Below are 20,933 nucleotides of genomic sequence, written 5' to 3' on the forward strand. Positions count from 1 at the left end.
TCACCGCCTAAGCGGTGGTGGGCGTCACATTAGCACGGGGCTGCGCGCACGTGGCTGTCCGTCCGCACCGGTAGGTTTGGCCTATGCGCTTCCTGCACACCTCCGATTGGCATCTTGGGCGTGGCTTCCACGGCTTCAGCCTGCGCACTGAGCAGGAGCAGCTGTGTGAGGCCGTGTGCGCCGAGGTGAGGGAGCAGAACATCGATGCCGTGCTGATCGCCGGCGATGTCTATGACCGGGCGCTGCCGCCGGAGTGGGCCGTGGAGCTGCTGGAGAGAACCCTCGGGCGGCTCGTGGAGCTGGGTGCGAAGGTCATCGTCACCTCCGGAAACCACGACTCGGCGGCTCGGCTGGGGTTCGGGCGAAGCCTGATGCGCAGCTCGGGGGTGCACATCCGCAGCGCACTCGAAGACGCCTGGGTGCCCGTTGAGCTGGAGGATGAGCACGGCCCGGTGCTGGTCTACGGCGTCCCCTACCTGGAGCCGCAGCTTCACGCCGCGGAGCTCGGCTGTGAGCGTGCCCACCACACTGCCGTGACCCGGGCCGTGGCCGAACGGATCCGGGTCGATCGTGCCGAGCGCAGCCCCCAGGCGCGCACCATTGTGATGGCGCACCTCTTCGCCGCCAAGGGCACGGCCTCCGCATCAGAGCGGAACATCGGTGCGGATGTCGCCGCGGGGGAGCAGCCGGAGCACCACGAGGACACCGTCGGCGGCCTCTCGGTGGTCCCGCTGGAGATCTTCGACGATTTCGACTGGGCAGCCCTGGGCCACCTCCACGGACGGCAGGCCCTCACGGACACCGTCAGGTACTCCGGGTCGCCGATCCGCTACTCATTCTCCGAGGCGGAGCAGGAGAAGGGAGCGTGGATCTACGACACTGCCGACGGAAGCGCCGCGGCCCTTGACTGGAGCATCGGCCGCCCCCTCAAGCGCCTCTCCGGCACGATCGAGGAGATCCTCGGCGCGGAGACGCTGGAGCGGTGGTCACACGCCTACGTGCAGGTGAAGCTCACTGATGAGCAGCGGCCCGAGCAGGCCTTCCAGCGCGTCCAGGAGTGCTACCCATACCTGGCCAGCTTCAGCTATGCAGGGGCGGGCCGGCTCACCAGCGGGTCCACCTACTCGCAGAAGCTGCAGCAGGCCCGCACCGATGCTGAGGTGGTCGCAGGCTTCCTGGAGCATGTGCGCAGCCGGAGCCCTCATGAGGCTGAGCAGCAGCTGATCGCCGAAGCCCTCCAGGAGGTGCGCGCATGAAGCTTCACGCCATGACTCTGTGCGCCTTCGGGCCGTTCCCCGGAACTGAGACCGTGGACTTCGATCAGCTCAGCGCCGAGGGTCTGTTCCTGCTGCGCGGCCGCACCGGCTCCGGGAAGACGTCGGTGCTCGACGCCGTGACATTTGCCCTCTACGGGAACGTAGCGGGGCTGAGAGACCATAACCTTCTCAAATCACACCACGCGCCTGATGAGCGAGCCCCTTTTGTGGAACTGGAGTTCTCCGTCGGCGGGCATCGCTATTGGGTACGTCGGACACCCTCGTTCATCCGGGCGGGGCGCAAGACGATGGTCAACCCTACGCTCAGCCTGAAGCGATGGACGGGGGACGGCTGGGACGTCGGAGTCTCAGGCATCAAAGCCGCTACTGCTGAACTCAGCGGCATCCTCCAGCTGAGCCTGAAGCAGTTCACCAAAGTGATCCTGCTTCCTCAGGGAGACTTCGCTGACTTTCTGCACGCCAAGAGTGCCGATAAGCAGGCACTCCTCGAACAGCTCTTCGACACCTTCCGGTTCCGACGCCTGGAGGAGCGCCTCAACGAGCAGGCCAAGGAGGCCCGGGCCCGCAGCGAACGCATCGAAGCCCAGATCGAGCAGCTCACTGCCCGCCTGCGCAGCGACGCCGCCTCGCTCCTGATGCCCCCCGCCGAGGAGGGCGCAGGGACGGAGGAGGCCGACCTTGACGATGTCCCTCCAGAGCAGCTCGGGGAGCGTGTCACCGTCCGGGCGGAGGAGCGCCGCGGCCGGCTCACCGGGCGCCTCGAGGCTGCCCGGGAGGCCGCAGATAAGGCCCGAGCCCTGGCGGAGGAGCTGTCCGCGCGCCGACGGGAGCTGCGCCGCTGGGCAGAGCACCAGGACGCGCGGCGGACGTATGCCGCCGCCTCCGACCAGGCAGATGAGGACCGGGCCCGCTGCGCCCGCCATGAACAGGCCCGCACAGTGGAGAAGTGGTTCCGGGAGGCGACCAGGGCTCAGGAGCGTCATCAGCAGGCCGCCTACCAGGCGAAGGCGGCGGCGCAGAAAGCCTCCGACACTTTCAGCGCCGGATGGTCGGGTGCCGTCGACAGCGATGCAGACGCCCCTGCTGTCGTGGACCTCGGGGGAACGCCCGATCACTCTGCTCTCCAGCAGGCCGCTGAGACGCTGACGGGGCTGCGCACCCGGCTGGCGGAGGAGGAGGCCGAAGAGCTCGAAGCCCGTCACAGCCATCAGCTCCGCAGTGCCGAGCAGTCCGCGCTGACCGCGGCCCAGGCCCAGCAGAGCGCGGAGGAGCTGACCGCCAACGTGGACCAGCTGACGAAGAGCCGGCAGGAGCTGGCAGAACGGCGGCAGGACGAGGCCGCTCTCGACGCCGCTGCGGAGTCCGCCCGGGAGCGAGTGACCGACGCAGACTCCATCGTCCAGCTCATGGCACGACGCGACCGGGCCGCTGAGCAGCAGGAGCGCCGTCAGGCCGAAGCGGAGCGGGCCCATGAGCAGTACAGGGCCCAGGATGATGACTACCAGCGGGCAGTCAGGGCCTACCGGGGCGGCATGGCGGCCCAGCTCGCCGGCCGGCTCGAGCCCGGAGAGCCCTGCATGGTGTGCGGCTCTGTCGAGCACCCTGCCCCGCACGCCGCGGATGAGGAGGAGGGCGCCACTCTCGAGCAGGTCGACGAGGCCCAGCAGCGGATGACAGCTGCCCACCAGAAAGCAGTCGCCGCAGCGGCGGCGCATCGCACCGCTCAGCAGCAGTACGACGAGCTGCTCGAGGAGCTCGGCGGGGAGGCAGAGGACAGCGATGCGCACACCAGCGCAGAGGAGGCTGCGCAGCGCCTCGAATCCGCGCACCAGGAGCTCAGTCGGGCCCAGGAAGCCCGCCGCGAGCAGCAGCGCATCGCCCGCGAGCTGGAAAGGTCCGCAGAGGAGCTCCACGCAGCCCAGCGCCGTCTCACTTCCCTGGAGCATGAGCGTCAGAGCGCACAGGCGGAGGCCGAACGCGCCCGGACCGCTGCCGCCGAGCTCGAAGACCGGCTCGCCCGGCTCCGCGGGGGCCACCCCAGCGTCAGCGCCCGCCTCGAGGCCGTGAAGGAGCTGCAGGCCGCCGTCCAGCAGGCCGTCGATGCCGTCAGTGCTGAGTCGGCTGCCGCCTCTGCCGCCAGTACCGCCGCGCAGTCCGCCGAACGCGAGCTGGCCGAATCCGACTTCGCCGACTCGACCGACCTTCGGAGAGCCCAGCTGCCCGAGGAGGAGCTCACTCGGCTCCGCGGCGCGGTCAAGGAGCATGACGCTCAGGGGCAGCGGCTCGACTACGAAGCCGAGCAGCCCGAGGTGAAGGGCGGCCAGGCCCGCCAGTCCGCCGGCGAGCAGGCTCCCGACGCAGACGAGCTCCAGCAGGTCCAGCAGGCAGCCGTGCACGCGGAGGATCGTCTCGAGCAGGCGAGGGACGCCCTCACCACCTTCGACGCCCGACGCGAATCAGTGACCGGGTGCATCGCGTCCCTGAACGAGAGCCTTCAGGCCAAAGCCGACCAGGCCGAGGAGCAGACCCGCCTCCTGGCTCTGGCAGAGACCCTCAACGGTCGCGGGCACGACAACCCCATGCGGATGACCCTCACCACATTCGTCCTGGCGGCCAAGCTCGAAGAGGTCGCGCAGGCGGCCTCACGTCACCTCGGGGCGATGTCAGAGGGCCGGTATCAGCTGCTGCACCAGGACACCGGGTCAGGGGGGAGCAAACAGGGCCTGGACCTGCAGGTCCATGATGAGCACTCTGATGAGCGCCGGCCAGCCTCCTCACTGTCGGGCGGGGAGACTTTCATGGCGTCGCTGGCGATGGCGCTGGGCCTCGCGGAGGTCGTCCAGGCTGAGGCGGGGGGAGTGGAGATGGAGTCGCTGTTCATCGACGAAGGCTTCGGCTCGCTCGACGAGCAGACCCTCGACGCGGTGATGGTCGCCCTCACGAGTCTGCAGGGCGAGGGCCGGCGGGTGGGAGTGGTCAGTCACGTGGCCGAGATGCACACTCAGATACCCTCCCAGCTGATCGTCCGGGCCTCTCGAGTCGGTTCGACCCTGACGATGAGAGTTCCTGGGTGAGGTCACCATGAGCATGAAGTCGAGTGCAGGGCAGCGGCTGCTGCGCGCTGCTTGTCATGTTCCTGCTGTGCTCCTTGTGCCCGGACTTCTGGCGGCGCTCCTTCCGCGCGGGGAGCAGCTCCTCGCCGTCGCCTCGGCCCTGTTCGCCCTGGGAGGGCTGTTCGCGGCGATCGGCCTGCGCGCGACGCTGCGCAGGTACGCTCATCCGCGCAGCATCCTGCTGAGCAGCAGCGTCCTTCACGCCGGCGTGCTCATCCTCCTGCTGAGGGCCTCGGAGTTCGCTTCCCGTCACCTGGCTCCGGATGCGACGGCCGCCGCACTGGTGATGGGGCTCGCCCTTGTGGGAGGGCTCACTGCCCCGATCCTGCCGGGAGCTTCCCGGCATGCGCGGCTGAACAGGCTGACCGGAGTCATCGCCGCTGTGCTGGCTGTCGTCTGGCTGCTCGCCGCCTCTTCCGGCGGCATGCTCATCGCCTCGGCAGTGATATGCGCCGCCGTGGTGCCGCTGACAGCGATGAAGCTGCCCGAGACCGCATTCAGGCAGCCCTTTGCTGAGCCCGAGGACGGCGAAGCTAGGCCTGATCCTCGAGAAAGCGGCTGACGGCGGCCTTGTAGTCTCGAGATGTCAGCACATTGATGTGGTTCCTGCCGGGTATCTCCTCGAAGCGGGCGGGAGCTCCCATCTGCTGCACCCAGTCGGCCAGCTGAGGCGCCTCGTCCGCTGCGGGATCCTTGCTTCCCGCCACGACCAAGGTCGGAACGCTCGGCACCGTGTCGGCCGGGGCGACCTCCTCCTCTGAGAGAGCCAGACGCAGCTCCACAGCGTGAGGAAGGTTCTGGTCAGGGATCGCCGCAGCATGAGTGATGAAGCGTCGTGTGTGCTTGTCGACCGGCTCGGGTCCTCCGCGTGCCCAGGCCCTGGCCTGGTCGGCGTCCACCCGGTACGGCTTGGGCGAGACCGGAGATCCGCCCATCACCAAAGACGACACGGATGATGGTGTCTCGTGCGCGAGTGCCCAGCAGACGCGGGACCCCAATGAATAGCCGTGCACGGCAGCACGCCTCCCATGCTGAGTGATCACCTGGTGCAGGTCGTCGACGAGGTCCCCGGTGCGCATTCCGGCCGGATCAGTGCTCTTGGCGTCGCCATGGCCCGGCATGTCGATGGAGATGATGCTCCGGCCCAGGTCGGCCATAGGGTCCAGCCACCCGGTCTTCACCCAGTTGAACAGGGTGTTGGACCCGTAGCCGTGGACCAGAAGCACCGGATCGCCGAGCGGACTGGGGTGCTCCCATACGTGTGCGGCGGCACCGAGGTCCGTGGTGAATGACCTGGGTGCCGGGTAGCGCAGCCGGCCCACTCAGCCGTTGAGGCGCAGTGTCGCAGCGGTGCTGCTGCTGATCTCCTCCAACAGCTGCGGCTCCTCATTCAGCAGTCTGCCGTAGGAGGGGACCATCGCTTCGAGCTTGGGCCTCCACGCGTCCACGAGCCCTCCGAAGCAGCGCTCCAGCAGGCGCAGCATAATGCTGGGAGCGGTTGAGGCCCCCGGTGAGGCTCCGAGAAGCCCAGCGATCGACCCGTCGGCGGAGGCGATGAGCTCGGTGCCGAACTGCAGGACGGCTTTCCCCTCGTCGTTCCTCTTCATCACCTGAACGCGCTGCCCTGCGGTGATCATGTCCCACGAGTCCGGACCGGCGTCGGGGACGAACTTGTAGAGCTCCTCCATCTTCTGCCTCTGGGACTTGGCGACCTCCTTGAGCAGGAAGGTCACCAGGTCCCGGTTGTCCTTGGCCACGCCCAGCTGGGTGAGGATGTTGTGGGGCCGCACAGACAGCGGCAGGTCCAGGAATGAGCCGGACTTCATGAAGTTGGGGGAGAAGCCTGCGTAGGGGCCGAACATCAGCGATCGTCCGCCGTCCACGAAGCGAGTGTCGAGGTGGGGGACAGACATCGGAGGGGCACCCACCGACGCCAGCCCGTAGACTTTGGCGTGGTGCCTCTCCGCGATGGACTGGTCAGTCGTCTTCAGGAACTTGCCCGACACGGGGAAGCCGCCGAAGCCCTTGATCTCTTCGATGCCGGACCCTTGAAGCAGGCTGAGGGCCCCGCCTCCGGCCCCGACGAAGACGAACCGCGCGGATGCCTTGAGCTTCTTCCCGGTGGACAGATCCTTGAGAGAGACGACCCATCGCCCATCGCGGGCGCGGGAGAGGCCGGTGACGTCGTGGCCGTATCGAATGTCTGCGCCGGACTTCTGGAGGTGAGCTGCGAGCTGCCGGGTCTGCGAGCCGAAGTCGACGTCGGTGCCGTCGTGGAACTTCGACGCGGCCACACGCTGCTCCGCGTCGCGGCCTTCGGTGAGCAGAGGCGCCCACTCTCCGATGGTTGCCTGGTCCTCGGTGTGCTCGATGTGGGAGAACAGGGGCTCCGCCTTCATCGCCTCGTACCGGACCTTGAGGTACTCCGCGTTCGTGTCGCCCCAGACGAAGCTGATGTGCGGCAGCGCGTTGATGAAGGTCCGCGGGTCGTTGAGCGTTCCGTTCTGCACCCAGTGGGACCACAGCTGCCTGGACACGTGGAACTGCTCGTTGATGCCTTTGGCCTTGGCCGTCGAGACGGAGCCGTCCTTGCCCTGAGGCGTATAGTTCAGCTCGCAGAGAGCGGCGTGGCCTGTGCCGGCATTGTTCCAGGGGTCCGAGGACTCCTGGCCGCCCCCTTCGAGCTTCTCGAAGAGCCCGATGGACCAGTGAGGCTCCAGCTCGCTGAGCAGGCTGCCGAGCGTGGTGGACATGATTCCCGCGCCGATGAGGATGACGTCGTATCGGTTCTCAGGGCCTGAAGCCTCCGGCGTCGCTGCCGACTGGTTCACAGTGCTCCCCTTTGCTCGTTGTCTGTGTGATCCGTGGGAAGTGATCAGTGTTTCGTCGCCTCGACCTTACCCGAGATTCGGCGGGCTCCAGATTCAGCGTTCGCCTGCGAGCGCGATGTCTGCGAACTGCTCGTTGAGGACCGGAGACATGGGGTAGTCGCTCACGCGACGGCCCAGGGCGAGCCCCGAGATGGGGTAGGCCAGCGGCACCGCCGGCAGGTCTTCGGCCAGGACGACGGCGAGCTCGCGGTAGAGCTCCGCGCGCGCCTCATCGTCCTGCTCGCCGCGGGCCTGGGCCATCAGCTCCCAGACCTCCTCCGAGTCGTAGTTGAACTCCCGGTTGGGCATCCCCAGGCCGTTCTGCCCGAACAGGGGGCCGAAGAAGCTGTGTGGTGAGCGGAACCCTCCATTGCGCCCCATGAGGTGGAGGGCCCGCTCATCGTCGGCGAGCATCTCTTCGATGTAGCCGTCGTCCCAGCGCACGGGGCGGGGCTCGATGACCAGGCCCACATCCGTCAGATCGCGTGCCAGGGACGCGTAGACAGCTTCGGGACGCGGGAGCCAGCTGCGGGTCGTCGCCATGGGGTAGTAGAACCGCAGCGGCTCACCCTCGTACCCGGCCTCTTCGAGCAGTTCGGCGGCTGCTGTGGGGCTTCGGTCGTAGCGCGGGGCGGCGTCGGAGTGGACTCCGAGCGCGGGCGGAGTGAATTGGAAGGCAGGCCGGGAGCCTTCGAGGAGGATCGCTTCGCTGAGGGCACTTCGGCGGACGGAGCGGGCAATCGCTTCCCGGACCTCAGGACGCCCCATGATGGGGTGCTCCAGGTTCATGCCCAGGTAGAGGATGGAGAAGGGGTCGCGCTGCAGGATGAGGCGGCCTGCCTGGACCAATGGCCGGAGGTTGTCGGCGGTGATGTGGTCGTACACATCGATCCGGCCGCGGTTGAGCTCTCGGAGTCTGTCGAACGATTTGCCCAGCGCTCTCACGGTGACCGAGGTGGCACCTGCAGCGTCGCCCCAGTGGTCTTCGAACGCGGTCAGCCTCAGGCTTCGGCCGTCCTCGCTGCGTCCGACCAGCTGATAGCAGCCGGTGCCGATGGGATTTCTGGAGACCAGACCCGGATCGGATTCGGAGAGGACGGTCTCCGAGGCGATCCCGAAGGCCGGCTGGGTCAGGGCCTGGAGCAGATACACCACCGGCTCAGTGAGGGTGAGCACCAGAGTGAGCTCATCCTCTGCTTCGACCGACTCCAGTACGCAGCTGTCCTCCTCGGCAAAGCCGCCGAATGCCGTCGGGAAGGCCAGGGGAGTGGAGGCAGAGACTGCTCCGAATCCGTAGAGGTAGTCCAGCCTGCCCCATCGCCGGATGTTGGCGGCAACCACGTCGGCCGTGAGCTCGGTCCCGTCGTGGAAGGTCACGCCTTCGCGGAGCCGAAAAGTGTAGACCAGGCCGTCGCGGCTGGTCTCCCACTCTTCGGCGAGAAGCGGTGCCACACCGCCGGTGTCCTGGTTGATGCCCACCAAGGGTTCGAAGATCTGCCGGCAGATCCGCTCCGTCTCGGAGTCGACAGCCAGCCCTGGGTCCAGGGAGCCCGCAGGGGAGACCGCGCCGATGATGAGCTCGCCCCGGGAGGGAGGCCGGTCACCATCATTCTGCGAAGCGGACGAATCGTCGGCCGGGGCGGCCATGGCAGGGAGCGCGGAGGACGCGACCGCCGCCGCGGCGCCTCCTAGGCCGGCTGCGCCGAGGAATCGGCGCCTGTCCAGCTGAACCATCTCCGCCCCCGTCTCCGCAGGAATGACGAACGCCGTGAACACCGGTCCTGTTCACGCTCAGCTTCGCCGTCTGTGCAGTGCGCAAGCATATCGCCTGTGCCTTCAGGCCCGACGCATCTCCGCAGAGTCGGGGTGAAGCATTCGGGACAGCCGTGGCAGTGCAGCTCAGCCTGACACGTCGAGCTGCGAGGTCAGCGGCCGCGGGTCTGCTCATGGCTCCATCGGTCGGGCTGGTCCTCGAGCGCCTTGCGGTCCCACTGCCCCCGCTCAGCGGCGGCCTCATAGGTGCTGTGCAGGAACCGGCGAAGCGTGTCCGCCGGGTCATCGGTCCTGCGAACGGTCTCGTAGGGCAGACGAAACTGTCCGCCCTCGACGCTGTAGGAGGCGTCGGCAGGCGCCACCGGGAACTCGGAGAAGCCCGCCGGTTCGGGATACGCGTAGGCGTAGAACGCGCCTTCTTCCCCACCGCCGGGCCAGAACCCGCAGCTGCTCAGCTCGTGGGAGTATCCCTCCACCATGACCCAGTCGCCGCAGTTCGGGGCACCGCCCGGATGCGGCGGGGCGGTGCGGCCGGAGAATCGTGTGCAGGCGAGGTCCATCGAGCCCCAGAAGAAGTGCACGGGGCTGACTTTGCCCACGAAGTGGGAGCGGAATTCGCCCATAGCCCTGTCCGCCAGGAGCAGCTGGCGCCAGAACAGCCGTGCCGAGACGCCGTCGTAGGAGGCGTGCTCGTAGTCCTCTGCGAAGGGAATCGCCGGATCGACCTCATTGGGCTGTGACTGGATTCGCGCTTCGATGCCGAGGTCGGTGAGGGCCGCCATCGTCTCCGAATAGAAGATCGCCACAGGTTTGGGCTCGAGCGCCACGGTCCGCACCGACCCCTCGCTGGTACGGATGACCAGCTGGTGGTCGATGAAGTCGAATTCCATGTCGAATGCTCCACGAGGGTGCGGAATCATCGACGTGGTCAGGCCTCTGGGGCTGACGTACAGGGTGACCTGCCACCAGTGGTTGAGCAGGGGTGCGTGGACCAGCCGAATCTTGCCCACGATCTGAGTCCACATGTGCAGCGTGCTCCGGGTCTCTGCCCAGTCCTCAACTCGCAGACGCGGCCATGCCTGTCCTGCGGATCCATGGTGCTCAGCCACGGTCAGCAGCCCGGATCTCATCGACGTGGACTCCGTGGGCGCGCAGGCCGTCGAGTCGCGGGCACTCTTCGCCGCGGGCGGCGCTCACACGCGTGACCATCGCTCACTCGGGATCATAGGATGCTGGTCCTTTCCCATGAGAGTCGCCGAACCGCCTGGGTGGCGACGCCGTCGTCGGAGTCCCGCCCCCTGCCTATAGATAGCTAGGGCTCTCACACAACAGATTAGGCCTGCTCCGCACCCGCGTCCAGGCCCTGATTGAGAGGGTCTGCTCCCAGATTCTGGTCCGGCGAGTCCCTCTGAATTCGGCAAGAATTGCCGAAGACGGTGCAGAAGCACCAGTTTCGAGATGAGAGGGAGAGGATCTTCCTCCACGGTGTGGTGGATGATCAGTTCGCAGGGCTGGGCGTAGGCAGCTTGCCTGTGCGCGAGGGGGGACTTGAACCCCCACGTCAAAAGACACTGGAACCTAAATCCAGCGCGTCTGCCAATTCCGCCACTCGCGCGTACCGTCGTGCGTGAGCACAACGGCCTTCCAGTTTAGCTGTCCAGGCCGAGCGTCTTCCGCAGACGTGCGACGTGGCCGGTGGCCTTCACGTTGTAGAGCGCATGCGAGACGCTCCCAGATTCATCGATCACGACGGTGGACCGGATGAGCCCTTCGGTCACTTTGCCGTAGTTCTTCTTCTCTCCCCATGCTCCGTACGATTCGGCGACGGCGTGGTCCTCGTCGGAGAGAAGGGGGAACTGCAGCTCCTGGTCTGCGGCGAACTTCTCCAGTGCGGGCACTCCGTCCGGGGACACGCCGAGCACCTTATAGCCTGCGCCCTGAAGGGAGGCCAGGGAGTCTCGGAAGTCACAGGCCTGGGTGGTGCACCCGGGCGTCGAAGCTTTGGGGTAGAAGTACACGACGACCTTCTCGCCGCGCAGCTCCGAGAGGGTGACGGTGCTGCCGCCTGCTGAGGGCAGGGTGAAGTCTGGGGCGAGGTCCCCTGGTTCAAGCTGAGCAGTCATGGGGCTTCCTTTCGGCATGTCGCGGGCAGTGTCGGCTCCAGCCTACGGCTCCGGCCGAGCACGTTCACGCATCTGTCACACCCCTTTCATAGAATGGGTGCATGGTGATCAAGAGTGAGCGCGGCGAGGCGGAGCGGCGTCTGGTGGCCGCGCTGCGCTCCACCTTCGACGCATCCGTCATGAACTTCGGGGCCTACAACCTCCTCTACGCCGAGAATGCTCCGGCTGCCGGTCTGTGGTCCCTCGAGGGGCCCGAGCTCTCCGCGATGGAGGCTGTCGGCGCCGCTCGGCATCTCCTGGTGGGCTATCGGCGTGAGCCGGTGGAGATGGTCCTCTGCCCTGTCGACCTCGATGAGGCGCTGCCCCGCATGGAGCCCGGCACCTCCGCTGACGCTGCGCCGAGGGTCCCAGTGCCTGTGAATCTCACGAACCTGGCGGGAATGGCCACGGAGGGCACCACCGTCCGCATCGTGCTCTCTGCAGGCACAGAGCTGAATCTCGACATTCGGGAAACCGTGGAATTCTCCGGCCTTCCAGGGCTTCCGCTGCATCAGAAAAGGGATGTGGAGGACTTCTACGACTTCCTCGATCACTTCATGAACAGCGTCGAGCACCCCCTGCGGCCGTGAGGGGCCATGTGCGGTTGGCGGTCACCGTGAGCCCGTGCTAAGGTTTCCTGTCGTTGCCCCGGCGCGCTTGGGCAGCAGACTGCACGAATCAGATACCCCTGATTGGGGCCTCTAGCTCAACTGGCAGAGCATCAGACTCTTAATCTGCAGGTTGCGGGTTCAAGTCCCGCGGGGCCCACGCTGAGATCGTGCGAAGCGGAAGCCGCTGGTCATCTGATCGGCGGCTTCTCTGCTTTCGGGCGGTTCAGTTCCGCGCAGTGGCGCGGCTCAGCTCCTAACGGGTACTGTGTATCGGTCCGTGTCCGCAGCGGCGGGGTGTAGTTCAGTTTGGTAGAGCGCCTGCTTTGGGAGCAGGAGGTCGCAGGTTCAAATCCTGTCGCCCCGACGGTGTCGAAGGATGCGGCTGCGCGAATGCAGCCGCATCCTTCAGACCTGACGAGCCGATCCATCGGCTGCGCTGCGCGGACGCCAACCCGTAACCCGTAGACCCAGGAGCCCATAAACGTGGTCAAGAGCACCGTTGAAGAACTGAACCCGACCCGAGTCAAGCTCACGGTCGAGGTGTCGAGCGAAGAGCTCGAGCCCAAGATCAAGGCCGCCTACAGCAGCATTGCCGAACAGGTTCAGGTTCCAGGCTTCCGCAAGGGCAAGGTCCCTGCTGCCATCATCGACCAGCGTGTGGGGCGGGAATACGTTGTGCAGCAGGCCATCAACGACGGCCTCCAGGACTTCTACCGCGCCGGCCTGGACGACGCCGAGATCACGCCGCTCTCGCAGCCTGAGGTGTCTGTCGACGAGATTCCCGATGTGAAGACCAAAGAGGGCGTCCTGAAGTTCTCCGGCGAGCTGGACATCAAGCCCCGCATCGAGCTCCCCGACTACAAAGGCCTCGAGGTCGAGGTTGAGGCCCGCGAAGCCGACGAGGCTGCGGTGCAGAAGGAGCTCGACGAGCTGCGCGACCGCTTCGGCGCCCTCAAGGATGTGGACCGTCCCGCTGCGCAGCAGGACTTCGTCACGATTGCCATGAGCGCAAAGGTCGACGGCGAGGAAGTCGACTCAGCCGACGGCCTGAGCTACCAGGTCGGCGCCGGAAACATGCTCGAGGGACTCGACGAGGCCCTCGAAGGCCTGTCGCCGTCAGAGGATGCAACCTTTGAGACGACCCTCGCCGGCGGCGAGCACTCGGGCGAGCAGGCCCAGGTCACAGTGACCCTCACTGCAGTCAAGGAGCGCGAGCTGCCCGAAGCTGACGATGAGTTCGCTCAGATGGCTTCAGAGTTCGACACCATCGACGAGCTTCGCGAGGACCTCGCGTCCAAGGCTGAGCAGACCGTGCTTGAGGAGCAGGGCGTCGAAGCCCGCGACAAGGTCCTCGAGAAGCTCATCGGTCTGGTGGAGATCCCCGTCCCGGAATCCGTGGTGAACGAGCAGATCGAGCAGCACTTCAGCGGCCAGGGCCACTCGGAGGGCGACGACCACGACACGGACTCCCACCGCGAGGAGATCCGCAAGCAGACCGAGGACGCCTTCCGCAACGAGATGGTGCTGGACATCGTCGCCGAGCGCGAGGAAGTCGGAGTCGAGCAGTCCGAGGTCATCGAATACATCGTCGCGACCTCCGGCCAGTACGGCATGGAGCCCAACCAGTTCGCCCAGATGCTGGAGCAGGCCGGCCAGATCCCGATGATCCTCGGAGAGGTCCGTCGGCGCAAGGCACTGGCCAAAGTCCTTGAGTACGCTGCAGTCAAAGACAGCGACGGCAACGAGGTGGACCTGACCTCGTTCGTCACCCCGCCCTCTGAGGGCGAGGACGGCGAGGAGATCGCCGCAGAGGAGTCCTCCGAGGAGAAGTAGTCCTCCGAGCATCTCAGCAGCAGAACCCCCGGCGTCCGCGCGATGCCGGGGGTTCTGCGCATACACCGCCAGAGACTGCATGTGCCCACGGCGAACAGCCCCGCGTAAGTGCCCAGAGCCGGCGTTCCCGTGGGCTAGTGTTCAGTGACGAGAATGACAGCAGACCACAGTGGAGGTACCCCAGTGTCTGAGTTGCCCACCGCCCAGAGCGTGGCTCCGGAATCCCAGGACAACTACATCTATAACCGTCTCCTCAAAGAGAGAATCATCTGGCTGGGCTCAGATGTTCGCGACGACAACGCGAACGCCATCTGCTCCCAGATGCTGCTTCTCTCCGCAGAGGACCCCGAGCGCGACATCTACCTCTACATCAACTCGCCCGGCGGGTCCGTAACGGCCGGCATGGCCATCTACGACACCATGAAGTTCATCCCCAATGATGTCGTCACCGTGGCCACAGGCCTCGCGGCATCCATGGGACAGTTCCTGCTGTCCTCGGGCACACCCGGCAAGCGCTTCGCGACCCCGCATGCTCGCATCCTGATGCACCAGCCTTCGGGCGGCATCGGAGGCACCGAGTCCGATGTGCGAATCCAGGCGGAGCTCATTCAGCACATGAAGCAGGTCATGGCGGAGCTCACCGCGGAACAGACCGGGCAGTCCGTGGAGACGATCCTTGAGGACAATGCCCGCGACAAGTGGTTCACCGCACATGAAGGCCTCGAATACGGCTTCTTCGACAAGATCGCCCAGCGCTCCTCGACCGTCTCCGGCGGCGGGGGAGTCTGAGAGAACGACGACGGAACTTTAGGAGCACCAGCATGAACTTCGACTTTTCTCAGAACGCGCCCGAGATGCCCTCCGCCCGCTACATCATGCCTCAGTTCGAGGAGCGGACTCCCTACGGCTTCAAGCGTCAGGACCCCTACGCGAAGCTTTTCGAGGAGCGCATCGTCTTCCTGGGCACTCAGGTGGACGACGCTTCGGCCGACGACATCATGGCTCAGCTGCTCGTGCTTGAGTCCATGGATTCCGAGCGGGACATCACTCTCTACATCAACTCGCCCGGCGGATCATTCACCGCCATGACCGCTATCTACGACACGATGCAGTACATCCGGCCCCACGTGCAGACTGTGTGCTTGGGCCAGGCCGCCTCAGCTGCGGCAGTCCTGCTCGCGGCCGGCACACCCGGGAAGCGGTACGCACTGCCCAACGGTCGCGTTCTGATCCATCAGCCGGCTACGGGAGGCACTCGCGGCACAGCCACGGACCTCGCCATCCAGGCAGACGAGATTCGACGCATCCGTACGTGGATGGAAGAGGTCCTGGCGCATCACACCAACCAGACCGCCGCGCAGGTCAGAGAAGACATCGACCGTGACAAGTTCCTCTCGGCGCACGCGGCCAAGGAATACGGTCTGGTGGACGACGTTCTGACCTCCCGCAAACTGCCCTCCTAGTGGCTTAGGCTGGGGACTATGGCGCGAATCGGCGAGAGCAGCGACCTGCTCAAGTGCTCCTTCTGCGGGAAGAACCAGAAGCAGGTCCGCTACAAGCTCATCGGTGGCCCCGGTGTGTATATCTGCGACGAGTGCATCGAGCTCTGCAACGAGATCATCGAGGAGCACCTCAACGAGGTCCAGGAGACGGACACCTTCGAGCTTCCGACCCCCAAGCAGATCTACCGCTACCTCGACGAGTACGTGGTGGGACAGCACGCAGCCAAGAAGACCCTGGCTGTGGCTGTCCACAACCACTACAAGCGTGTGCAGATCACCGGCAGCGCGTCCAAGACGGCAAGCATCTCGCAGGGCGACTTCGACGACGTGGAGATCGGCAAGTCGAACATCCTGATGGTCGGACCCACCGGATCGGGGAAGACCTACTTGGCACAGTCTCTGGCCAGGAAGCTGCAGGTTCCGTTCATCGTGGCCGATGCGACCAGCCTCACGGAGGCCGGCTATGTGGGCGAAGATGTCGAGAACATCCTTCTGAAGCTCATTCAGGCCGCCGACGGGGACGTGAAGAAGGCGGAGCAGGGCATCGTCTATATCGATGAGATCGACAAGATCTCCCGCAAGTCGGAGAACCCTTCGATCACACGAGACGTCTCCGGTGAAGGAGTCCAGCAGGCCCTCCTGAAGATCCTCGAGGGCACCACCGCGCAGGTCGCGCCGCAGGGCGGACGGAAGCACCCCAACCAGGAATACATCCAGATCGACACCTCGAACGTCCTGTTCATTGTGTCGGGCGCATTCGCCGGACTGGAAGAGATCATTGAGTCGCGGACCGGGAAGAAAGGTCTCGGCTTCGGTGCCCCGCTGTCGACGATCACCCGCGAGGAGATCACCTACAGCGACCTTGAGCCTGAAGATCTGCACAAGTTCGGCCTGATCCCAGAGTTCATCGGACGCCTGCCAGTAGTGGCCACCGTGGAGGAGCTGGACACCGAGGCGCTGGTCGCCATCCTCACGCAGCCTAAGAACGCCCTGATCAAGCAGTACCAGAAGATCTTTTCGCTGGAGGATGTGGAGCTCGAGTTCACGGACGCGGCGATCCGCGCGATCGTCGGGATGGCAGAGGTGCGCGGCACGGGCGCCCGCGGACTCCGCAGCATTCTGGAGACCGTGCTCAACCCGGTGATGTTCGAGCTTCCCGACCACGAGGACGTCGCCACCATCACGATCACCGAGGAGGTCGTGGCTGAGGGTGCGGAGCCCGTCATGCTGAGCCGCTCCGAAGCAAAGAAGCTCCACAAGAAGACCGCCTGAACCCTTCGCCGCTCGAGCGGCCCGAAGAACGGAGTGAACCTGGCATGAGCAGCATCCCGGAGAACCTGAGATACAGCTCCGAGCACGAATGGGTGAGCGAGCCCAACGAAGACAGCATCGTGCGAGTGGGCATCACCGACTTCGCACAGGATGCCCTGGGCGAAGTCGTCTATGTCGACCACCCTGCCGTCGGAGCAGCCGTCGCAGCAGGGGACGTCGTCGGCGAGGTGGAGTCCACCAAGTCGGTCTCCGACATCTATGCCCCTGTCGCCGGAGAGATCACGGCGGTGAACTCGGAGCTTGACCAGCAGCCGCAGACGGTCAACGCCGAGCCCTACGGCGGGGGATGGCTGTTCGAAATGCGGCTCGCCGCAGAGTCCGGCTATAAGGCGCTTCTGTCCGCCGAGCAGTACTCACAGGGGGCTGGCTGAGCAAGACCCGTCCGTTCTTCGCATCCTGACCGCCGACGCTGAATCTGTGCGTCGAAGAAGGTTAATCTATGTCTCTGTCTGTTATATAGTTGTGACCCTAGGTCAAGCGCGCATGATCGGCAGAGGAGGGCAGCGTGGAACAGGCCAGTTCAGAACGGGCACGCGGACGGCGGTACGGGGCCGGTGAGACCACATCCATCTCCTTGCCGCCCACTACAACGGGCAGCCTCGAGGCATATCTCTCAGACGTCGACAGCCGCGCCCTGGGGGCACTGCCTCCGGGCTCTGCGCTCCTGATCGCCCACAGCGGCGCCAATCAGGGAGCCAGGTTCCTGCTGGACGGAGACGTGACCACGGTGGGCCGTCACCCGGAGGCCGAAATACTCCTCGACGACGTCACTGTGTCTCGGCGGCACGTGAGATTCCACAAGACTCCCGAAGGCTTCGTGCTCGAGGATCTGGGCAGCCTCAACGGCACCTACGTCAATCACAACCGGGTGGATCAGCACCTCCTCCAGCCCCGAGACGTCGTTCAGATCGGCAAATTCCGCCTCACGTTCTACGCCTCATCGAAATAAGTCGAGCTGAAATAACTGCTGAAAAGGGCACAGGGCGTTATTGTGTTTCATGGCTTCACCTTCCCCTGAGCCTGAAAGAGGACACGCAGTGAGCGCAAGGCCTGCTCGCACGCCGAAACAGGCGGCGAAGAACGAGAGTACCGATACCAGAGCGCCCGCAGAGGCGCACGTATTCACCATTTCCGAGGTGCTGCGTGAACTGCAGAACGAATATCCCGATCTCTCAGCCTCCAAGCTGCGGTTCCTCGAAGAGCGGGATCTTGTCGAACCCGCCCGCACCGACTCCGGGTACCGGAAGTACTCAGCCTCCGACGTCGAGCGTCTGCGGTTCATCCTCGCCCTCCAGAGGGACAGGTATATGCCGCTGGACGTCATCAAAGAGACGATGGACGCCATCGACCGCGGGGAGAAGCCGGAGGCCCTCCCGGAGCATGCTCCGGTCGGTCCCCGCGACATCACCGACGACGTAGCAGGGCAGATCACCGGCCGGATGCGGCCAATGAGCCGCAAAGAGCTCCGAGCTCTCTCGGGCGCCACTCGCGGAATGCTCGACACCCTGGAGAAGTTCCGCATCATCGCGGCGGACGAGCAGGGCAACTACAGCCATCAGGACCTCAAAGCCGTCAAGGCCGTCCGCGTCCTCGCACGGTACGGCCTGGAGCCCAAGCACCTCGTAGGAATCCGGCGCTCAGCCGATTCCGAGCTGGATCTCATCGCTCGCGCCATGGCTCCCCACGCGATGCGCAAGGACGCCGCCGCGAGGGCGCGGGTGGCAGAGTCGTCCAAAGAGATGCTGCAGTCGCTGAAGGAGCTTCGCTCATCCATCATGGATTCCGCCGTCGAAAAGATCGACCGCGGCTGAGCTCAGAGGCCTACACTGGTGCCATGGAGGATCGGCCCGGTGAGCAGGTCATGCTGGACATCGTCGGTGTGCGTGTCGAGCTGCCCTCCAGTCAGCCTGTGATCATCCTGCGCGCTGCCGACCAGGACTCGGAGGGGCGTCAGCAGTTCGCCGTCGTGGTCGGGCCCTCCGAGGCGGCAGCCGTAGCACGAGCGCTCCAGGGCGAGATTCCGCCGCGTCCTCTGACCCACGATCTGCTGACGAATGTGCTTGAGACCCTGGGCGGAGGAGTGGCGCACGTAGAGATCAGCCTGATGGACGCCTCAACCTACCGGGGCACGCTCGCGCTCAGCTCCGGCAGGACGCTCGATGCGCGTGCCTCCGATGCCATCGCCGTCGCTGTGCGGGCCAAGTGTCCTGTCACGATGCGTCGCGACACTCTGCGGAGCGTCGCATTCAGTGCGAGAGCAGATCCCCATGACGCGCCGGCAGAATCCGCTCACCCTGAGGGAGAGCCTGCGAACAGGTCTCCCATCTCTGAGGAGGAGATCGCCGAGTTTCAGAGGTTTCTCAGCGAGGCAGAGCCTGATGACTTCGGCAGCTCAGGGCACGGAGGCAACGGCCGGTAGCAACACGCGCGGCACCAGCGGGTCCCATGCCGAGTCTGCGGCGCTAGACTGATGGGCAGATCATAAGCTTCCCCCTCGATACGTGATGAGAAGGTGACCGGTGAGCCTGGACTTCAGCTCTGAGACTCGGAGGGCGCGTCAGCAGCCCGCAGCTCAGGACCGGCTGTTCGACGACGGCCTCCCCGACCTTGATGAGGAGATGGGCTACCGCGGCCCCATCGCCTGCTCTGCGGCCGGAATCACCTACCGCCAGCTGGACTACTGGGCCCGGACCAAGCTCGTGCAGCCCTCGCTGCGCAATGCGTCCGGATCTGGTTCGGCCCGTCTGTACTCATTTCGCGACATTCTGGTGCTGAAAGTCGTCAAGCGTCTGCTGGACACCGGGGTTTCGCTGCAGCAGATCCGGGCGGCGATCGAGCATCTGCGCGAGCGAGGTGTCGAAGACCTGGCGCAGATCACCCTGATGTCTGATGGCGCTTCGGTGTACGAATGCACATCGCAGGACGAGGTGATCGATCTGGTCCAGGGCGGACAGGGCGTATTCGGCATTGCCGTCGGACGGGTGTGGCGAGAGGTGGAGGGATCGCTCGCAGAGCTGCCCCGCGAACGCACCGAAGCCCACGCGGACGCCGCCCAGGTCGAGCCCGAGAGAGCCTTCGAGGGCACTGACGAGCTTTCGCAGATGCGGGCGCGAAAAGCCTCATAGCTGCGGCGCTCCGAGCCTCCGCTCGGAGCGCGCCGCCTGCTCAGTCGACCTTGATGAGCTGCTTGAGCAGTTCGTCGAAGCTCTTCGCCATGTCCCGCACCTGGTCCGAGGGCCACTGGTGGACCGGGTATGCGGCCCCTTGTATCTGCTGCCAGAAGGGGTTCTCCTCGAGCACGGGGAGCATCATCTTGTCCGCGTAGAGCCGCTCCATCTCCAGCAGGCGATACTCATGCTCGACCGAGTCGGCGCGTGCACGGTTGACCACGACCCCGGCCTGAGTCAGCTGCGGGGCATACTCGTTGGAGAACATGCGGATAGCGCGCATGGTGCGCTCTGTGCCCGCGACGGAGAAGAGGCTCGGCTCCGCCACCAGCAGGACCTGGTTCGAAGCCCCCCACGCAATGCGGGTCAGGCCTGAGAGGGACGGAGGGCAGTCGACAAGCACGAGGTCGTACCCTTCGAGCTTGTCGACGAGTGTCTTCAGGCGCTTCATATCCCGCGGACGAATATCCGGGCGGTCGAAGGTTGCGGAGATTGCCGAGCCGGCGACCACATCGAGGACAGCCTCCTCCTGCCGGTCCTCCGGCAGCAGCTCCACCCACCCGGAAGGGATGGTGTGCTGGGTGATGTCGGCCCTGCGGTACTCCCGCAGAAGCAGGCCCGCCTCCTTGCCGGTGCCCCGGGTTACGGCAAGGCCCGTGGTCGCATCAGCGTGCGGATCAAGGTCGATCACCAGCGTCTTGACCCCTGCGTTGAGGGCGGCCGAAGCCAGGCCCATGGTGACCGAGGTCTTGCCGACCCCGCCTTTCAAACTGGAGACGCTTAAGATCTGCACCTGCCCATCCTAAGACGCGACGTGCCCCCACGGTGCAACCGCGGGGGCACGTCGGAGAGTCGCTGAGGATGCTGAGGCCGTCAGCTGACCTGCATCTCGCCCATCTCCTCCCAGCCATCAGCGTCGATGCTGCGGGAAATGATGCGCGGGGTCGAGGCGAGGGCCCCGAACATCGGCCCCTCAGAGCTGATCGCACGCTGGAAGTGGTCGGAGGTGACATGCGCCTCGGCGGCGTCGTCATCAAAGCCCTCCACGAGGACATATTCGTTCGGGTCCTCCAGGCTGCGCGACCACTCGAAGAACTTGTTGCCGGGCTCGGCGCGGGTCGACTCGGTGAACTCGCGAGTCAGCTCAGGCCACTCCTCCGCATACTCCGGCTTCACCGGGAACTTCACCACAATCAGAATCATCGTTGTGGTCTCTCCTTTCCAAAGAATGAGCGAATGTCCAGCACTGCAACCGCAGATGCTCCCACACCATTCCGAGGCTCCGCCGACCTA

General features: G+C 65.5%; 20 protein-coding genes and 3 tRNA genes. 15 read left to right on the forward strand and 8 right to left on the reverse strand.

Annotation, left to right across the window (positions count from 1 at the left end; all coding sequences use genetic code 11):
* Positions 1-83 precede the first annotated feature (83 nt).
* The 3 genes from FS388_RS11115 to FS388_RS11125 are packed head-to-tail and all read left to right on the forward strand — an operon-like array spanning position 84 to position 4,952.
* Entirely contained in the window at positions 84-1,256 is a 1,173-nt protein-coding gene (locus tag FS388_RS11115) for an exonuclease SbcCD subunit D (protein ID WP_146341469.1), read from the forward strand.
* Positions 1,253-4,351 carry an AAA family ATPase gene (locus FS388_RS11120; RefSeq protein ID WP_146341470.1) on the forward strand — a complete coding sequence of 1,033 codons (3,099 nt, stop codon included), beginning with the start codon at positions 1,253-1,255 and terminating at the stop codon, positions 4,349-4,351. The genes FS388_RS11115 and FS388_RS11120 overlap by 4 nt, the downstream gene beginning before the upstream one ends.
* Positions 4,352-4,358: 7 nt before the next feature.
* On the forward strand, positions 4,359-4,952 hold the full coding sequence (locus FS388_RS11125) for a hypothetical protein (protein WP_168198695.1): 594 nt from the start codon (positions 4,359-4,361) through the stop codon (positions 4,950-4,952).
* Here the strand turns inward: FS388_RS11125 and FS388_RS11130 are convergent.
* The 6 genes from FS388_RS11130 to bcp form a co-directional block, all read right to left on the reverse strand.
* Positions 4,924-5,712, reverse strand: coding sequence for an alpha/beta fold hydrolase (locus FS388_RS11130; protein WP_146341472.1), 789 nt, complete (start codon positions 5,710-5,712; stop codon positions 4,924-4,926). The two genes, FS388_RS11125 and FS388_RS11130, sit on opposite strands and share 29 nt — an antisense overlap.
* Positions 5,713-7,221 (reverse strand): malate:quinone oxidoreductase, encoded by a 1,509-nt coding sequence (locus FS388_RS11135; RefSeq protein ID WP_146341473.1) that lies wholly within the window; start codon positions 7,219-7,221, stop codon positions 5,713-5,715. It lies immediately after the preceding gene.
* A gap of 93 nt (positions 7,222-7,314) precedes the next feature.
* The gene (locus tag FS388_RS11140) at positions 7,315-9,036 is read right to left on the reverse strand and encodes an ABC transporter substrate-binding protein (RefSeq protein ID WP_146341474.1); all 1,722 of its coding nucleotides are present in this window, start codon (positions 9,034-9,036) and stop codon (positions 7,315-7,317) included.
* A 149-nt stretch (positions 9,037-9,185) separates the two neighbouring features.
* Positions 9,186-10,163 (reverse strand): DUF5996 family protein, encoded by a 978-nt coding sequence (locus FS388_RS11145; protein WP_146341475.1) that lies wholly within the window; start codon positions 10,161-10,163, stop codon positions 9,186-9,188.
* Between the two features lie 403 nt (positions 10,164-10,566).
* A tRNA-Leu gene (locus tag FS388_RS11150) sits at positions 10,567-10,648 on the reverse strand.
* Between the two features lie 34 nt (positions 10,649-10,682).
* Positions 10,683-11,156 (reverse strand): thioredoxin-dependent thiol peroxidase, encoded by a 474-nt coding sequence (gene bcp / locus FS388_RS11155; RefSeq protein ID WP_146341476.1) that lies wholly within the window; start codon positions 11,154-11,156, stop codon positions 10,683-10,685.
* A gap of 101 nt (positions 11,157-11,257) precedes the next feature.
* Between bcp and FS388_RS11160 the strand changes: the two genes are divergently transcribed.
* The 12 genes from FS388_RS11160 to FS388_RS11215 all read left to right on the forward strand — a co-directional run bounded on the left by FS388_RS11160 (position 11,258) and on the right by FS388_RS11215 (position 19,598).
* Positions 11,258-11,785, forward strand: coding sequence for a hypothetical protein (locus tag FS388_RS11160; protein ID WP_146341477.1), 528 nt, complete (start codon positions 11,258-11,260; stop codon positions 11,783-11,785).
* A 105-nt stretch (positions 11,786-11,890) separates the two neighbouring features.
* Positions 11,891-11,963, forward strand: a tRNA-Lys gene (locus FS388_RS11165).
* A gap of 133 nt (positions 11,964-12,096) precedes the next feature.
* Positions 12,097-12,170 (forward strand) — tRNA-Pro (locus FS388_RS11170).
* 119 nt (positions 12,171-12,289) lie between these two features.
* Positions 12,290-13,639, forward strand: coding sequence for a trigger factor (gene tig, locus FS388_RS11175; protein ID WP_146341478.1), 1,350 nt, complete (start codon positions 12,290-12,292; stop codon positions 13,637-13,639).
* Positions 13,640-13,822: 183 nt separating this feature from the next.
* Positions 13,823-14,428 carry an ATP-dependent Clp protease proteolytic subunit gene (locus FS388_RS11180; protein ID WP_210410195.1) on the forward strand — a complete coding sequence of 202 codons (606 nt, stop codon included), beginning with the start codon at positions 13,823-13,825 and terminating at the stop codon, positions 14,426-14,428.
* A 32-nt stretch (positions 14,429-14,460) separates the two neighbouring features.
* The gene (locus FS388_RS11185) at positions 14,461-15,102 is read left to right on the forward strand and encodes an ATP-dependent Clp protease proteolytic subunit (protein WP_146341479.1); all 642 of its coding nucleotides are present in this window, start codon (positions 14,461-14,463) and stop codon (positions 15,100-15,102) included.
* Positions 15,103-15,120: 18 nt separating this feature from the next.
* Positions 15,121-16,413: an ATP-dependent Clp protease ATP-binding subunit ClpX gene (gene clpX / locus FS388_RS11190; protein WP_146341480.1), complete on the forward strand. Its 1,293-nt coding sequence runs from the start codon at positions 15,121-15,123 to the stop codon at positions 16,411-16,413.
* Between the two features lie 44 nt (positions 16,414-16,457).
* Entirely contained in the window at positions 16,458-16,844 is a 387-nt protein-coding gene (gene gcvH, locus FS388_RS11195; RefSeq protein ID WP_146341481.1) for a glycine cleavage system protein GcvH, read from the forward strand.
* Between the two features lie 134 nt (positions 16,845-16,978).
* A complete protein-coding gene (locus FS388_RS11200; protein WP_146341482.1) occupies positions 16,979-17,422 on the forward strand; it encodes an FHA domain-containing protein in 444 nt (147 codons plus the stop codon).
* A gap of 187 nt (positions 17,423-17,609) precedes the next feature.
* Entirely contained in the window at positions 17,610-18,284 is a 675-nt protein-coding gene (locus tag FS388_RS11205) for a MerR family transcriptional regulator (RefSeq protein ID WP_246836202.1), read from the forward strand.
* A 23-nt stretch (positions 18,285-18,307) separates the two neighbouring features.
* Positions 18,308-18,892, forward strand: coding sequence for a bifunctional nuclease family protein (locus FS388_RS11210; protein ID WP_146341484.1), 585 nt, complete (start codon positions 18,308-18,310; stop codon positions 18,890-18,892).
* 100 nt (positions 18,893-18,992) lie between these two features.
* The gene (locus tag FS388_RS11215; protein ID WP_371708311.1) at positions 18,993-19,598 is read left to right on the forward strand and encodes a MerR family transcriptional regulator; all 606 of its coding nucleotides are present in this window, start codon (positions 18,993-18,995) and stop codon (positions 19,596-19,598) included.
* Between the two features lie 40 nt (positions 19,599-19,638).
* Here FS388_RS11215 and FS388_RS11220 read toward each other — a convergent pair whose 3' ends face one another.
* Positions 19,639-20,433, reverse strand: coding sequence for a ParA family protein (locus tag FS388_RS11220; RefSeq protein WP_146341485.1), 795 nt, complete (start codon positions 20,431-20,433; stop codon positions 19,639-19,641).
* 80 nt (positions 20,434-20,513) lie between these two features.
* Positions 20,514-20,843 carry a putative quinol monooxygenase gene (locus FS388_RS11225; protein ID WP_146341486.1) on the reverse strand — a complete coding sequence of 110 codons (330 nt, stop codon included), beginning with the start codon at positions 20,841-20,843 and terminating at the stop codon, positions 20,514-20,516.
* Between the last annotated feature and the right edge of the window lie 90 nt (positions 20,844-20,933).

It is taken from the genome of Nesterenkonia sp. NBAIMH1, assembly GCF_007922635.1.
Lineage (GTDB): Bacteria > Actinomycetota > Actinomycetes > Actinomycetales > Micrococcaceae > Nesterenkonia > Nesterenkonia pannonica.